General features: G+C 69.9%; 13 protein-coding genes, 1 pseudogene and 1 riboswitch. Of the genes and pseudogenes, 6 read left to right on the forward strand and 8 right to left on the reverse strand.

Annotated features, from left to right (window positions below):
* Positions 1 to 62 precede the first annotated feature (62 nt).
* Entirely contained in the window at positions 63 to 956 is an 894-nt protein-coding gene (locus QSK18_RS00460) for a hypothetical protein (protein ID WP_285616260.1), read from the forward strand.
* Here the strand turns inward: QSK18_RS00460 and manA are convergent.
* Together manA and QSK18_RS00470 are read right to left on the reverse strand one after the other, a co-directional pair.
* Positions 945 to 2,195 carry a mannose-6-phosphate isomerase, class I gene (manA, locus tag QSK18_RS00465; protein ID WP_285616261.1) on the reverse strand — a complete coding sequence of 417 codons (1,251 nt, stop codon included), beginning with the start codon at positions 2,193 to 2,195 and terminating at the stop codon, positions 945 to 947. The two genes, QSK18_RS00460 and manA, sit on opposite strands and share 12 nt — an antisense overlap.
* A gap of 164 nt (positions 2,196 to 2,359) precedes the next feature.
* A complete protein-coding gene (locus QSK18_RS00470) occupies positions 2,360 to 3,157 on the reverse strand; it encodes an alpha/beta fold hydrolase (protein ID WP_232811376.1) in 798 nt (265 codons plus the stop codon).
* Between the two features lie 179 nt (positions 3,158 to 3,336).
* On the opposite strand from QSK18_RS00470, the gene trpS reads away from it, so the two are divergent.
* The 4 genes from trpS to QSK18_RS00490 are packed head-to-tail and all read left to right on the forward strand — an operon-like array spanning position 3,337 to position 7,232.
* On the forward strand, positions 3,337 to 4,356 hold the full coding sequence (trpS, locus tag QSK18_RS00475; RefSeq protein ID WP_232811375.1) for a tryptophan--tRNA ligase: 1,020 nt from the start codon (positions 3,337 to 3,339) through the stop codon (positions 4,354 to 4,356).
* 5 nt (positions 4,357 to 4,361) lie between these two features.
* The gene (locus QSK18_RS00480) at positions 4,362 to 4,958 is read left to right on the forward strand and encodes a 2'-5' RNA ligase family protein (protein ID WP_232811374.1); all 597 of its coding nucleotides are present in this window, start codon (positions 4,362 to 4,364) and stop codon (positions 4,956 to 4,958) included.
* 37 nt (positions 4,959 to 4,995) lie between these two features.
* Positions 4,996 to 6,183 (forward strand): YihY/virulence factor BrkB family protein, encoded by a 1,188-nt coding sequence (locus QSK18_RS00485; RefSeq protein WP_285616262.1) that lies wholly within the window; start codon positions 4,996 to 4,998, stop codon positions 6,181 to 6,183.
* A gap of 23 nt (positions 6,184 to 6,206) precedes the next feature.
* A complete protein-coding gene (locus tag QSK18_RS00490; protein WP_285616263.1) occupies positions 6,207 to 7,232 on the forward strand; it encodes a S66 family peptidase in 1,026 nt (341 codons plus the stop codon).
* Positions 7,233 to 7,243: 11 nt separating this feature from the next.
* On the opposite strand, the pseudogene QSK18_RS35810 reads toward QSK18_RS00490, so the two are convergent.
* From QSK18_RS35810 to QSK18_RS00505, 4 genes and pseudogenes are all read right to left on the reverse strand, one after another.
* Positions 7,244 to 7,357: pseudogene (locus QSK18_RS35810) on the reverse strand (exodeoxyribonuclease III); the annotation flags it as partial.
* Positions 7,358 to 7,391: 34 nt separating this feature from the next.
* Positions 7,392 to 8,057, reverse strand: coding sequence for a hypothetical protein (locus QSK18_RS00495; protein WP_285616264.1), 666 nt, complete (start codon positions 8,055 to 8,057; stop codon positions 7,392 to 7,394).
* A 50-nt stretch (positions 8,058 to 8,107) separates the two neighbouring features.
* Positions 8,108 to 8,860, reverse strand: a complete 753-nt coding sequence (locus QSK18_RS00500) for a helix-turn-helix domain-containing protein (RefSeq protein WP_232811369.1) — start codon at positions 8,858 to 8,860, stop codon at positions 8,108 to 8,110.
* A gap of 68 nt (positions 8,861 to 8,928) precedes the next feature.
* Positions 8,929 to 9,717, reverse strand: a complete 789-nt coding sequence (locus tag QSK18_RS00505) for an exodeoxyribonuclease III (RefSeq protein ID WP_285616265.1) — start codon at positions 9,715 to 9,717, stop codon at positions 8,929 to 8,931.
* 183 nt (positions 9,718 to 9,900) lie between these two features.
* On the opposite strand from QSK18_RS00505, the gene QSK18_RS00510 reads away from it, so the two are divergent.
* On the forward strand, positions 9,901 to 11,106 hold the full coding sequence (locus QSK18_RS00510; protein ID WP_285616266.1) for a M20 metallopeptidase family protein: 1,206 nt from the start codon (positions 9,901 to 9,903) through the stop codon (positions 11,104 to 11,106).
* Positions 11,107 to 11,175: 69 nt separating this feature from the next.
* Here the strand turns inward: QSK18_RS00510 and QSK18_RS00515 are convergent, their stop codons facing one another.
* Together QSK18_RS00515 and glyA are read right to left on the reverse strand one after the other, a co-directional pair.
* The gene (locus QSK18_RS00515; RefSeq protein ID WP_232811366.1) at positions 11,176 to 12,054 is read right to left on the reverse strand and encodes a bifunctional methylenetetrahydrofolate dehydrogenase/methenyltetrahydrofolate cyclohydrolase; all 879 of its coding nucleotides are present in this window, start codon (positions 12,052 to 12,054) and stop codon (positions 11,176 to 11,178) included.
* Positions 12,051 to 13,343 carry a serine hydroxymethyltransferase gene (gene glyA / locus QSK18_RS00520; protein WP_285616267.1) on the reverse strand — a complete coding sequence of 431 codons (1,293 nt, stop codon included), beginning with the start codon at positions 13,341 to 13,343 and terminating at the stop codon, positions 12,051 to 12,053. The genes QSK18_RS00515 and glyA overlap by 4 nt, the downstream gene beginning before the upstream one ends.
* A gap of 54 nt (positions 13,344 to 13,397) precedes the next feature.
* A riboswitch (ZMP/ZTP riboswitch) is annotated at positions 13,398 to 13,484 on the reverse strand.
* Positions 13,485 to 13,569: the final 85 nt, after the last annotated feature.

The following is a 13,569-nucleotide window of genomic DNA, read 5'->3' on the forward strand; positions in this document are numbered from 1 at the left end:
CCGAAAGAGCGAACCGCAGCAGCCTGCTCATGAGCCGCCGTCGCCGACCGATCAGTGGTGGCGTGAGACCGAGACCCAGCCTGCCCGAGCAGGCCCGCCACGAGGCGGTCGCCCGCCTCATCGGCCTCGGTCTGTACCACGAGGCGCAGAGCCTGCTCAGTATCGACGAGCCGGTGGACGCCGAGCTGGGCATGCTCAGCTCGCTCCTGGCCGGCGACCCGCAGGCCGCGGCCAAGTTCCTGGGGCGGCGGATGATGGCGCAGAACGCCCGCGCGGGTGAGGTGGACCTGGTGCGCGGTTGCATCGCGCTGGTCTCGGGACACGACGAGAACCTGGCCGGCACCGAGCAGGTGCTGGTGCAGATGAAGGCCCGCAGCCAGGACTGGGCGGCCTTCGCGGTGAGTGCGGCGCCGCACGATCTGCACGCCGCGGCGCGGGCTGCGGCCATGGTCACCGAGCAGACCGGGCCTGCTGTCCTGGCCGTGCTGGCCGCGGCCCGGGCGGTCGGCGGCGATGCTCAGGGCGCCCAGAAACTGCTTGAAGCCGGCGAGAACGGCGTGGGCGACGATCCACGCCGCAAGACCGTCGAGCTACTGAAGACCCACGGCTACGACGTGGCCGTCCAGGCGCTCGAGGCCGCCCGTTTCCAGCGGCACTCGTTCGCGCAGTCGATGACCCGCCGCTACGGCGCCTGGCGCCGGCGGCGGGACGAACGTGATCTGCAGTGCCGGTGCGCAACCACCCCGGTGTGGGCCGGTGAGAGCTCGCGGTACTACGTGAACTGGCACCTGGAACTGCTCGAGAGCCTCTCCCCCGAGCCGGACGAGACGGCCTGGCGCATCCTGTTCTGCGCCCGTAGCGGCGTGCGCTACCTGGACCGCTCGTCCATCCCGGTGTCGGTGCGGATCGGTGCGTTCACCGGTTCGCTGGAGACCTGGCTTCCGTCAGCGACGTAGCCCGGGAGCGGCGCGGAAGACCTCGCCCTCACCGCTCAGGGTCAGCGGACCCGCGGTGGCCGTGACGAAGGCCGAGTGCCCACTCTCCAGCGTCACCGAGACGCCGTCGGCGGTCACCGTGACCGAGCCCTTGGTGCAGAGCACGATCTGCGGGCCACCGACCGAGGCGTCGGTACCGCGGCTCTGATCGCTCACCACCACCCGGCTGAGCTGGAAGTCCTCCACCGGGGGACGCCAGGCCAGCTCCTCGTCGGCCAGCGGGGTCAGGTTGCTGTCACCGGAGGCCAGCGGCTGCGTCTCGACCACGTCGAGCAGCTCCCCGACGTTGATCTCCTTGCTGGTCAGGCCGCAGCGCAGGACGTTGTCGGAACCGGCCATGATCTCCACGCCGAGACCGCTGAGGTAGGCGTGCGGCACCCCGGCGTCCACGAACACGGTCTGCCCCGGAGTCATCCGGACCAGGTCGAGCAGCAGCGGCGCGAGCACCATCGGGTCGGCCGGGTGCAGGCCGATCAGCCGGTCGAGCCAGCCGAACACCTCGGGGTAGTCGGGGCTGCCCTCGGCGGTGAGCCGGCTGCTGCCCGCCGCCACCTCGGCGACCAGCGCCGCCCGGTCCTCCACCGGCCAGGTGATCAGCAGTTCCAGGCCGGCCCGGAGCCGGGCCGCCTCGTCCTGGCCGCTCTCGTCCAGGGCGGCGATCAGCGGCTCCAGCCGCGGCGAGCGCAGCCGGCCGAGCAGCATCGCCACCTGGGCCGGCGGGCGGAAGCCGTACAGCGCCTCGATCGGCTCCAGCGCGTAGAGCATCTCCGGCTTGTGGAACGGGTCGACGTACGGCGACTCCGGACCCGTCGTGTACTTCTCGCGGGCGCGCTCGGAGGTCGGGTGGACCTGCACCGACAGCGGCCGCGCAATCGCCAGGATCTTGAACAGGTAGGGCAGCCGCGGGCCGAAGCGCTCCAGCGTCTCGCTGCCCAGCACCTGCTCGCCGAAGCGCTCGATCGCCTCAGGCAGCGGCAGCTCACGACCGTCGGGCAGCACCAGCACCGACGGCGCCGACGGGTGCGTGCCCATCCACAGCTCGGCCTCCGGCCCACCGCTGGGCGTACGGCTCTGCAGCAGGGCGAGCGCCGAGGTGGAACCCCAGTCGTAGTCCCGGATCGAGTTCCGCATCGCGGTCACCGCCGGAACTGCGGTCAGGGGCTGCTCGTTTGCCGAAGTTTCAGCGGTCCAGGCCGTCATGCGCGTCACCATACCGGGACGCCTGACCGGTTCCGTCCGAAAGGGCCGATCCCGCCTGATGTTCGGGCTGATGTCACCCGACCGGCAACAGCTTCCCGCACAACTGGTCACTCTGCGTCATTCCAGAGTCGTTTCAGAGCCTGAAGACGCGGGTGGGCACCTGGTCAGCCCGCGTCCGGTTCCGCGTCGGCGGCCAGAGCGAGGAGGTCGTCGGCGATCCGGCCCGGCTCGGTGGTCAGCACCCGTGCGCCGTCGCCGTAGTACCAGCTCACCCGGGCCCGGGCCAGTCCGCCGAGGGCCTCGGCGATGCCGGTCCGGGTGGCCGTGCCGCCCCCCTCCGGGTCGGACACACCGTCCGGCGGCACCACCGGGCAGAGCACCGTCGGCACACCGATCAGCGGGTACCAGGCCCGGGGCTCGCCAAGGAAGATCGAGCGGGCCACCTCCCGGCGCCGGGTGACGATCGGGTCGGACGCGACCGCCGCGTCCGAGTCGTCCATCGGGGTGTCGGGGTTCTCGGTGTTCCAGAAGCGCTCGAACGAGGGGTAGCGCCAGGCCGGGCGGGTCCAGCCGCCGTCGATGCAGCACAGGCCGGTCAGCCCGTCGCGCCGGGCGGCCAGCGACAGCGCCACGTTGGCGCCCCACCCGTGCCCGGCCACGATCGGCGAGCGGGCGCCGGTGTAGCCGAGCTGGTCGAGCAGCGTGGCCAGGTCGTCGGCGCAGGTGTCGGTGTCGTAGCCGGACCCGGGCGAGGCCGAGCGGCCGTGCCCGCGCAGGTCGACGGCGGCGATCTCGTGGCCGGACTCGACCAGCCGTTCCGCCACCTGACCCCACACCGAGGAGTCCGACGACTCGCCGTGCACCAGCAGGAACGGGCGTAAGGGGGCCTCGATCCGGGCCACCGCCAGGGCGGGCCCGTCGATCAGCTGCACCATCTGCACCTCGCCCTGTTCGACCGGCATGCCCCGTCCCTGCCCTCTGTCTCGCCCACGCTGACCGGATGTGACCAGCCGACCGTATGTGATTCGGCTCCGATCTGCCTGCTCAGGAGCTTCCCGGTGCGTCGCTCCCGAACTCGGTCCGGACCGGCCCGGGGATGCCGACGCGGGCCCGGCGGCGAGAAGGTGCCAGAATGATGGGCATGCCTGAGAGTGGTAGCGCGCGGCCCCGGCTGCTGTCCGGAATGCAGCCGACCTCCGATTCCCTGCACCTGGGGAACTACATCGGCGCGCTGGCCAACTGGGTCGAGCTGCAGGAGCAGTTCGAGGCCTACTTCTTCATCGCCGACCTGCACACCATCACGATGGGGCACGACCCGAAGGCCCTGCGCACGCGCTCGCACCGCTACATCGCGCAGTACCTGGCCGCGGGCATCGACCCGGCGAAGTCGGTGCTGTTCGCGCAGAGCCACGTCCCCGAGCACCCGCGCCTGTCCTGGGTGCTGGAGTGCCTGACCGGGTTCGGCGAGGCCGGCCGGATGACCCAGTTCAAGGACAAGTCGCAGAAGGACGGCACCGAGGGTGCCACCGTCGGGCTGTTCACCTACCCGATCCTGCAGGCGGCCGACATCCTGCTCTACCGGCCCGCCCTGGTCCCGGTCGGCGAGGACCAGCGGCAGCACCTGGAGCTCACCCGCGACCTGGCGCAGCGGTTCAACAAGCGCTTCGGCAAGACCTTCCGGGTGCCCGAGGCGCACATCGTGAAGGCCACCGCGAAGATCCTCGACCTGCAGCACCCCGACAAGAAGATGAGCGGCAGCGTCGGCGGTCCGGGGTGCCTGTGGCTGCTCGACGACCCGAAGGTGTCGGCCAAGAAGATCCGTTCGGCGGTCACCGACACCGGTCGCGACATCGTCTTCGACCCGGAGAACAAGCCCGGCGTCTCCAACCTGCTCACCATCCTCTCGGTGCTCACCAAGGCCCCGGTCGAGACGCTGGAGCAGAAGTTCGCCGGGGCCGGCTACGGCGACCTGAAGAAGGAGGTCGCCGCGGCGTACGAGGAGTTCGCCGGTCCGGTCGCCGAGAAGGCCAACGCGCTGCTCGCCGACCCGGGCACGCTCGACGACATCCTCGCCGACGGGGCGGCGAGGGCCCAGGAGACGACCGCGCGGGTGCTCGCCGAGGTCTACGACCGGGTCGGGTTCCTGCCTCCGAAGCGTTGACCGGCATGCCCACCCCCCGGGAAGCACCGCCGACCATGAGCATGGCGGTGCTGCGGCCCGCCCCGGAACAGGCCGACGACATCGTCACCATCGGCGTGGTCCTGGACATCCCCCAGCCGCACGGCGAGTTCCTGCGGCAGCGCCGGGCCGCCTTCGGCGACCCGCTCGCCGCCGAGATCCCGCCGCACATCACCCTGCTTCCGCCCACCCCGGTGCCGGAGGACGAGGACCAGGCGATCCAGGACCACCTGGCCGCGGTCGCCGCCGTCACCGCCCCGTTCCGGATCGCCCTGGCCGGCACCGGGTCGTTCCGGCCGATCTCGCCGGTGGTGTTCGTCAAGCTCGCCGAGGGCGCCGAGCACTGCGCCGACCTGCAGCGTCTGCTGCGCACCGGCCCGCTCAAGCGCACCCTCGAGTTCGACTACCACCCGCACGTCACGGTCGCCCACCACCTGGACGACGCCGCGATGGACCGGGCGGAGGCCGAGCTCCTGGGCTACCAGGCCGAGTTCGAGGCCACCGGGCTGAACTTCTACGAGCACGACGGCGACGGGGTCTGGCAGCTGCGCCGGCGCTTCGGGTTCCGCGCCGCCGGGGGCTGATCGCGCACATCGCCGGGTTTGCTGGACACTATGCCCCGTGAGCGAGACGACAGCGTCCAAGTCCCCGGCCCGTCTGCTGGCCCGCGCCCAGCGCACCGTCGCCTGGCGCGCCTGGCAGCGCTACGGCAAGGCCCGGGGCGGGGTGCTGGCCGGGGGCATGGCGTACGCGGCGTTCTTCTCGATCTTCCCGGCCCTGGCCGTCGGCTTCACCGTGTTCGGCCTGGTCGTGGGCGACGACCGGGCGATGCAGAAACGCGTGATCGAGGCGGTCAACGACGGCGTGGGCACGGTGGTGATCAGCCCGATCGGTGAGACCGGGGGCATCGTCTCGATCGACACGCTGACCGGCGGCGACCAGCTCACCATCGCCGGCATCATCGGTCTGGTCGGTTTCCTGTTCACCGGCCTGGGCTGGCTGGACGCGATGCGCGAGGGCATCCGGGCGATGTTCGGCCGGCCCACCCAGGAGGCCAACTTCGCCCTGGCCAAGGCCCGCGACCTGGGCGTGCTGGTGAGTATCGGCCTGGTGATGCTGCTCTCGGCGGTCTCCGGCATCTTCGTCAGCGCCTCCACCGGCGTGATCCTGGGCTGGATCGGCGTGGACGAGGGCTCGAGCCTGGGCCGGGTGGTCCTCGGCTGCGCCGGCACCCTGCTCGTCCTCGGCGTCGACATCCTGATCTTCATGCTGCTGTTCCGCCTGCTGTCCGGTGTTCAGCTGCCCAACCACGACCTGTGGGACGCGGCCCTGTTCGGCGGCATCGGCCTGGGCATCCTGAAGCTGCTGTCCGGCGTGCTGCTCAACGGCGCCTCCAACAACAAGTTCCTGGCCACCGCCGGGGTCGCCCTGATCCTGCTGGTCTGGCTCAACCTGGTCTGCCGCCTCACCCTGGTCGCCGCCGCCTGGGGCGCCACCCAGGCCATCGACCGTGGCCATCTGGCCGACACCGTCGCCCTGCCCGAGCACACGGTCACTGTGGAACGCGCCCGCGCCGGCCTGGCCACCTCCGCGCGCCCCGCCGCCTCGACCAACCCGGCCGCCGCCGGCGTCCGCACCGCCGTCCCGGTCCAGCCCGTCCCCTACACCCCCGTGGTCAGCCCCCGCGCCGCAGACCGCGTTTCGGTGGTGGCGGGTGCCGTGCTGGGCGCCGCCGGCCTGGTGGCCGCACGCACTGCCGTGGGCGCGGTGAAGTCGGTGGGCAGCGTGGTGCGGCGGGACGACGACTGATCCGGCCGTACTACCTTCGCCTCATGGTCGATGTGCTGTATCCCAAGCCCCTGCGAGCCGGCGACCGGATCGAGGTTCCCGCTCCCTCCATGGGTGTTCCCGGCCCGTTGCTGGGCCGCCTTGCCGACGCGGCAGCATCTCTGCAGCGCAGCGGATTCGATGTCGCTCTGCACGACCACACCCGGATCGGCGGGCTCACCCCGGCCCCGGCCACCGAACGAGCTCAGGCCCTGCACGCTGCCTTCAGCGACGCCGGAGCCGTACTGCCGCCCTGGGGTGGGGAACTCGCGATCGAACTGGTGGAGCAGATCGACTGGGAGGCCATCGCCCGATCGCGTACCTGGTTCGTCGGCTGGTCCGACATCTCCACCCTGCTCATGCCGCTGACCGTCCTCACCGGCCTGGCCACCCTGCACGGCGCCAACCTGATGGACGAACCGTGGGAGCTACCCACCCAGTTCTCCCGGTGGACCGAGGTCGCCGGCCGGGACGAAGGTGCCTCCTTCGAGCAGCAGTCGGCGCCTTTCCGGCGCTCGCGCCCCTGGGTCGACTGGAAGGACGAACCGCTCGATCGCGCGTCAGCCTACGAAGCCCCCACCCACTGGCGTCCATTGGACGGCCGACCACGGCTCACCATGCGCGGCCGACTCATCGGTGGCTGCCTGGAGACCGTCTCTCTGCTGGCGGGCACGCGTTACGGCGACGTCCCCGGCTTCGCCCGACGTCACGCTCCCGAGGGCGTGATCGTCTACCTGGAGGTCTCCGGCTCCGCCCCGGTCACGGTGCTCCGGATGCTCTGGTCGCTGCGCCTGGCCGGCTGGTTCGACCACGCCTCCGGCATCCTGATCGGCCGCACCAGCGCCCCGGACACCCCCGAACTGACGCAGGAGCAGGCCGTCCAGCGGGCCCTGGGCGACCTCGGCCTCCCCGTGGTCCTCGACTTCGACACCGGCCACCAGCCCCCACAGATGCCCCTGGTCAACGGTGCACTCGCGGAGGTGACCCTCAACGACGGCCAGTGCGTGATCGTGCAGAGTCTCGTCCCCTGACCGGCAAGCTCCGCTGCCAGGTCGCTCCGCCGCTCCGCGTACGACGGCGCCAGATCAACTTCAGCCGCAGTGACCAGAGCGGCCAGACCCGGCGAAGCGATGGCGTAGTCGATCCGCCACCCCGCCCCGGTGTCCAAGGGCCGTCGTCAATCCACCAGATCAAGCAGATGCGCGTTCAAGCCTGCTCAGCGTGTTGGCCGAGTCCTCGGCGCCAGTCATGAGTTGGGCGTCTGCCCGGACCGCGGCGATCATGTCCGCCAACCGCCGACGATCCTTCTTCGTCAGCTCGACCTCGCGGAAGTCACGAGCAGCGATGAGCGATGCGAGAGTCAGGAAGTCGCTTCGGTGGCGGCCCTTCGCCGGATCGCCGACAGCGCTGTGAGCCGCCGCCTTCATGACCAGTGCTCCCACCAGCGTTGGACGGCGAACTGAACCTTCGCGCCCCTCGACGGACACCAAGACCGACTCGCTGCGATCAAGCGCCTGGGTACCGTCTGGCGTCGGGAGGGTCGGGCTGGCGGTGACACCGGTCCTCAGGGCCGCCTTCTCTCCCACGCCATCGGGCAGCAGCACGTCGATCGTCGCCTGGCCACGCACCCAACGATGCTGGATCCCTTCGGCCGAGATACCTGATGCCCTGAACCCAAGGCCCACCAGGACCTGCGTAAATATCTGAAGCATGTTGGGGCGAGCTCTGACGTCGATCACCGTGTCGATATCGTTCGTCGGACGAGTAGGCGCATGGCTGGCCTCAGCGCAATGCAGATGAACCATCTGCCCGCCCACAAGAGTCCAGCCGTCCCCCAGCTTCTCGTGAAGGTCCATGACCCCGTGCCAGGAGGCAGCTTGGGGGCTGGACATTGCGGGTAGAACAATCATGATGAATCCCCCGATTTTCCTTGCTTCACCCGCGACTTCGCGAGTTCGTACAACAACTCGGCCGCCCTGGCCTCCTCACGAGGGCGTCGATACTCAGCCAGATCTGCAGCCAGCAGGAGCAGACCGCGATCCTCGCCGCCAGCCGGGCCGAGTGAGCCGACATGCAGGACGACATTGGCCTTGGCCTCGGCCCTCTCTTGGACGAGGAGATAGTCCTGGGCAACCGCCTCGACCTGACCTACGGCGACATACCCCTCGACCAGGTCACCCGATGCAATACCGCTGCGCGGGTCGCTGAGTCCTGACAAGGCAATGCGTCGATCTTCGCGTAGATCTACCAGATCACGCACGGATGCCCGCCAGAGCTGGCGCTGTGCGCGGTTCCGCAACAGCGATCTCAGAATGCCGGCGGACTCCTGCACTTCGGCTTCAGACAGCACCGCATGCATCGAGAACCGCGCGAGAAGGCTCGACACCCGCTTTTCGGCTCGGCTTCGCTCCGCAGCAGCCACTTTGGAGAGGGCCTGGGAATCGCCTCGGCCGACCGCTATCAGAGCCCAGGCCGAGCGCTCCGAAAGCGGGCGCCCGGCGCGATGGCGCTCAGCGACCAGTGAAAGTGATGATTCGTCGATCGCCCATCGCGAGCCGATCCGCTGGGCCGGCAACGAACCGTCGGCGATTCGCTGATGCACGCGCGCCACACCGACGCCCAGTCGCCGAGCGGCTTCGGCCACGTCTATCAACGCCACGTACACAATTCTATACGAGCGTATAGGATTGTGTTACTACCATGGGTAGTCTCGGAACTGATCCAAATCTAAAGGGCCAGGTCCACGACGACGGGAGAGTGGTCGCTCCACCGCTCCGCGTACGACGGCGCCAGATCAACTTCAGCCGCAGTGACCAGAGCAGCCAGACCCGGCGAAGCGATGGCGTAGTCGATCCGCCACCCCGCCCCGGTGTCCCACGCCTTCCCCCGCCACGAGAACCACGTGTACGGTCCGGGCCCCTCCCCCGCCAGCTTCCGGTGCACGTCCACGAAGCCGTCCTCGTCGAAGAGCGCGTCCATCCAGGCCCTTTCGGCCGGCAGGAAGCCGGCCTTCTTCAGGTTGCCCTTCCAGTTCTTCAGGTCGACCTCGCGGTGGCAGATGTTGAGGTCGCCGCAGACCAGCAGATGACGTCCGTCGGCGGCGAGTTTGTTCATCCGCTCGCGCATCTCGTTCAGGAAGCGGTGCTTCTCGTCCTGCTTCGGGGTCTCCGCCTCGCCGGTGTGCACGTAGACCGAGACCACCGTGAGCAGGCCGCCGTCGGCCAGGGCGAAGTCGGCCTCGACCCAGCGGCCGGCGCCGAGGAAGGAGCCCAGGCCGGAGCGGGTGGCCACCGGCTCGGTGCGGGACAGCACGGCCACGCCGGCCCGCCCCTTGGCCGAGGAGGACTCCTCGTGCACGCCGTGCCAGCTCTCACCCATGATCTTGTAGAGCGTGGGGTCGTCGGCGCGGACCTCTTGCAGGCAGAGGATGTCGGGCTGCCGCTCGGCCAGCCAGGCGGGCATGCCCCGGCGTTCGGCGGCACGGATGCCGTTGACGTTGGCGGTGGCGATCCTCATCGGGCCATCTTCTCCCATCCGCCGGCGTCCCCCAGACAGGCTGCGCGTCATACCTGGTTACTGGCCGGTCAGGGGCGGATTCCGGGTTCGGGCGTGACCGGAGGGGCGTTTCGGCGCACGTTCGCCGGTGGCTTTGTGTGAAACCCCTGTCACACCGGCGCGGAAGAGGGTAGACAACTTGTCATGACCCTTCTGGACGACGCGGCCGGGATCAGTGCTGATCTTGCCGATCTGCGGCACCGGCTGCACCGGCGCCCCGAGATCGGGCTGAAGCTGCAACGCACCCAGCAGGCGGTGCTGGAGGCCCTGGACGGGCTGGACCTGGAGATCACGGCCGGCTCGGACATCGGCTCGGTCACCGCGGTGCTGCGGGGCGAGGGTGCGGCGGATCCGGAGAATGCACCGGTGGTGCTGCTCCGGGCCGACATGGATGCACTGCCGGTGCACGAGGAGGTGGACGTTGCGTTCCGCTCCACGGTCGACGGGGCGATGCACGCCTGCGGCCATGATCTGCACACGGCGATGCTGGTGGGGGCGGCCCGGCTGCTGAGCGACCGGCGGGATCAGCTCGGCGGCGATGTGGTGCTGATGTTCCAGCCGGGTGAAGAGGGGTATCAGGGCGCAGCCAAGATGATCGACGGCGGGGTGCTGGGGGCAGCCGGGCGCGCGGCGGACAAGGCATTCGCCCTGCATGTGCTGCCCAACCAGGTTTCGCGGGGCACGGTAGCCAGTCGCTCTGGCGCCGTGATGGCCGCCGCTGATGGGCTTTTCGTCACGGCTCGAGGCCTCGGTGGGCACGCCGCCTCCCCTCACCTGGCCCACGACCCGGTGCCTGCCATCTGCGAGATGGTGATGGCGTTGCAGACCGCGATCACCCGCCGGATCGATGCTTTCGAGGCCGCGGTGCTCACCGTGGGCAAGCTCAAGGCGGGCACCAAGCACACGGTCATCCCCGACACGGCCGGGTTCGAGGCCACCGTGCGCACTTTCGACCGGGGCGTGCGCCGCAAGGTGCGCGACGTGGTGCACCAGGTGTGCCACGGCATCGCCGACGCGCACGGGGTCGAGGTGAGCATCGAGTACCTCGAAGAATGCCCGGTCACCATGAACGACGTCAGCGCAACCGATTTCGCGTTCCAGACGGCTTCGGAGCTGTTTGGTGAACAGAGGACGTTTGCACTCCCCCGGCCTCTCACCGGCACCGAGGACTTCTCGCGGGTTCTCGAACGAGTGCCCGGCGCAATGGTTCTGATCGGCGCCTGCCCGGAAGGACGGGATCCGGAGATGGCACCGAGCAATCACTCCCCGCACGCCGCGTTCGACGATGCAGTGTTGCCCGACGGCGCCGCGCTCTACGCCGAACTGGCTCTGCGGCAGTTGAATCGATGAAACCCAACAACTGAATTGGGGACGTTTGTGCGCCAGTCGCGCACAAACGTCCCCAATTTGTTCTGGAACCTACTGGCGCTCAGCCGCTTCCACGACGTTGGCCAGCAGCATGGCCCGGGTCATCGGGCCCACACCACCGGGGTTGGGCGCCACCCAGCCCGCCACCTCGCGCACGCTCAGCGCGACATCGCCGGCCAGCTTGGACTTTCCGGTGACCGGGTCGGGCTCGGTGCGGCTGACCCCGACGTCGAGCACCACCGCACCCGGCTTGACCATGTCGGCGGTGATCATGTTGGCCACGCCCGCGGCGGCGACCACCACGTCGGCCCGGCGCACGTGCTCGGCCGTGTCCCGAGTACCGGTGTGGCACAACGTGACCGTGGCATTCAGCTCGCGCCGGGTGAGCAGCAGGCCCAGCGGACGGCCGACGGTGACGCCGCGGCCGACCACGCAGACCTCCTTGCCCTTGAGGTCGATGTCGTTGCGCAGCAACAGGTCGACGATGCCGTGCGGGGTGCACGGGATCGGCGACGTCATCGGCGCATTGACGTTGAGCACCAGCCGGCCGAGGTTGGTCGGGTGCAGACCGTCGGCGTCCTTGTCCGGGTCGATCAGCTCGAGCACCCGGTCGGAGTCCAGGCCCTTGGGCAACGGCAGCTGGACGATGTAGCCGGTGCAGGCCGGGTCGTCGTTCAGCCGCCTGATCGCGTCCTCCACCTGCTGCTGGGTGGCGTCGGCGGGCAGGTCCTCGCGGATGCTGTTGATGCCGACCTCGAGGCAGTCGGCGTGCTTCATCGCCACGTACTTGGCGCTGCCCGGGTCTTCCCCGACCAGAACCGTGCCCAGCCCGGGAACGATGCCCTTGGCCTTCAGCGCGGCGACCCGCTCCTTGAGCTCGAGCCGGATCGCGGCCGCGGCCGCCTTGCCGTCGAGGAGCTTGGCGGTCACCAGGTCTCCAGACCGTCGTAGAGCGGGAAGTCGGCGGCCAGCCTGTCCACCCGCTTGCGCAGCGCGTCCACGTCGCAGGTGGGCTGCAGGGCGGCGGCGATCACGTCGGCGACCTCGGTGAACTCCTCGTCGCCGAAGCCCCGGGTGGCCAGCGCGGGCGTGCCGATCCGCAGGCCGGAGGTGACCATCGGCGGGCGCGGGTCGAACGGCACGGCGTTGCGGTTCACCGTGATGCCGATCTCGTGCAGCCGGTCCTCGGCCTGCTTGCCGTCGAGCGTGGACTCGCGCAGGTCGACCAGGATCAGGTGCACGTCGGTGCCGCCGGTGAGCACGGAGACGCCCGCCTTGGTGGCGTCCTCGGCGGTGAGGCGCTCGGCCAGGATCTTGGCGCCGCGCAGCGTGCGCTCCTGGCGGTCCTTGAACTCCTCGCCGTGGGCGATCTTGAACGCGGCCGCCTTGCCGGCGATCACGTGCATCAGCGGGCCGCCCTGCTGGCCCGGGAACACCGCGGACTGGAACTTCTTGGCGTGCTCGTCGCTGTTGGCCAGGATGACGCCGCCGCGCGGGCCGGCCAGCGTCTTGTGCGTGGTGCTGGTGACGACGTGGGCGTGCGGGACCGGGCTGGGGTGCAGACCGGCCGCGACCAGACCGGCGAAGTGCGCCATGTCGACCATCAGCATCGCGCCGACCTCGTCGGCGATCGAGCGGAAGGCGGCGAAGTCGAGCTGGCGGGGGTAGGCGGACCAGCCGGCGATGATCAGCTTCGGCCGGTGCTCCAGGGCCTTCTCGCGCACCACGTCCATGTCGACCAGGAACGTCTTGGGGTCGACCCCGTAGGCGGCCACGTCGTACAGCCGGCCGGAGAAGTTGATCTTCATGCCGTGGGTCAGGTGGCCACCGTGGGCCAGCTCGAGGCCCAGGATGCCGTCACCGTGGCGGATCAGGGCGTGCATGGCGGCCGCGTTGGCCTGCGCGCCGGAGTGCGGCTGCACGTTGGCGTAGGCGGCCCCGAACAGCGACTTGACCCGGCTGATGGCCAGTTCCTCGGCGATGTCCACGTACTCGCAGCCACCGTAGTAGCGCTTGCCGGGGTAGCCCTCGGCGTACTTGTTGGTGAGCACCGAACCCTGCGCCTCGAGCACGGCTCGGGGGGCGAAGTTCTCGCTTGCGATCATCTCCAGCGTGCCCCGCTGGCGGCCGAGCTCTTGGCCGAGGACGGCGGCGAGCTCCGGGTCGGCGTCGGCCAGGGACTTCTGGGTGATCGCACGGCTGTTGACGGCGTCGGTCATGCGGTCGGCTCCAAGCGGTAGCGGTCGTCGGGTGGGCAGGGTGGTTCCCCATTGGCCCCGGGCCCAGGCGAACGACCCGAAGACGACGACTCCACCGCTTCCCGGTGGTGACCCACCCGAACGCCAGTTGCGGCACACACATGCTACCAACGCACCCCGGGTGCCGGTCGAGACGGCCCGCGACCGCACCACGTCCGCAATCAGCAGTGATCCGGCGGTTTGCCCA

This window comes from Kineosporia sp. NBRC 101677 (assembly GCF_030269265.1).
Classification (GTDB): domain Bacteria; phylum Actinomycetota; class Actinomycetes; order Actinomycetales; family Kineosporiaceae; genus Kineosporia; species Kineosporia rhizophila.

Excerpts from the sequence above, each read along its gene's own strand:
- QSK18_RS00490 (WP_285616263.1), top strand. The coding sequence starts at position 6,207 with ATGGTCGATGTGCTGTATCCCAAGCCCCTGCGAGCCGGCGACCGGATC.
- glyA (WP_285616267.1), bottom strand. The coding sequence starts at position 13,343 with ATGACCGACGCCGTCAACAGCCGTGCGATCACCCAGAAGTCCCTGGCC.
- QSK18_RS00495 (WP_285616264.1), bottom strand. The coding sequence starts at position 8,057 with ATGGACCTTCACGAGAAGCTGGGGGACGGCTGGACTCTTGTGGGCGGG.
- QSK18_RS00470 (WP_232811376.1), bottom strand. The coding sequence starts at position 3,157 with ATGCCGGTCGAACAGGGCGAGGTGCAGATGGTGCAGCTGATCGACGGG.
- QSK18_RS00505 (WP_285616265.1), bottom strand. The coding sequence starts at position 9,717 with ATGAGGATCGCCACCGCCAACGTCAACGGCATCCGTGCCGCCGAACGC.
- manA (WP_285616261.1), bottom strand. The coding sequence starts at position 2,195 with ATGACGGCCTGGACCGCTGAAACTTCGGCAAACGAGCAGCCCCTGACC.
- QSK18_RS00480 (WP_232811374.1), top strand. The coding sequence starts at position 4,362 with ATGCCCACCCCCCGGGAAGCACCGCCGACCATGAGCATGGCGGTGCTG.
- trpS (WP_232811375.1), top strand. The coding sequence starts at position 3,337 with ATGCCTGAGAGTGGTAGCGCGCGGCCCCGGCTGCTGTCCGGAATGCAG.
- QSK18_RS00510 (WP_285616266.1), top strand. The coding sequence starts at position 9,901 with ATGACCCTTCTGGACGACGCGGCCGGGATCAGTGCTGATCTTGCCGAT.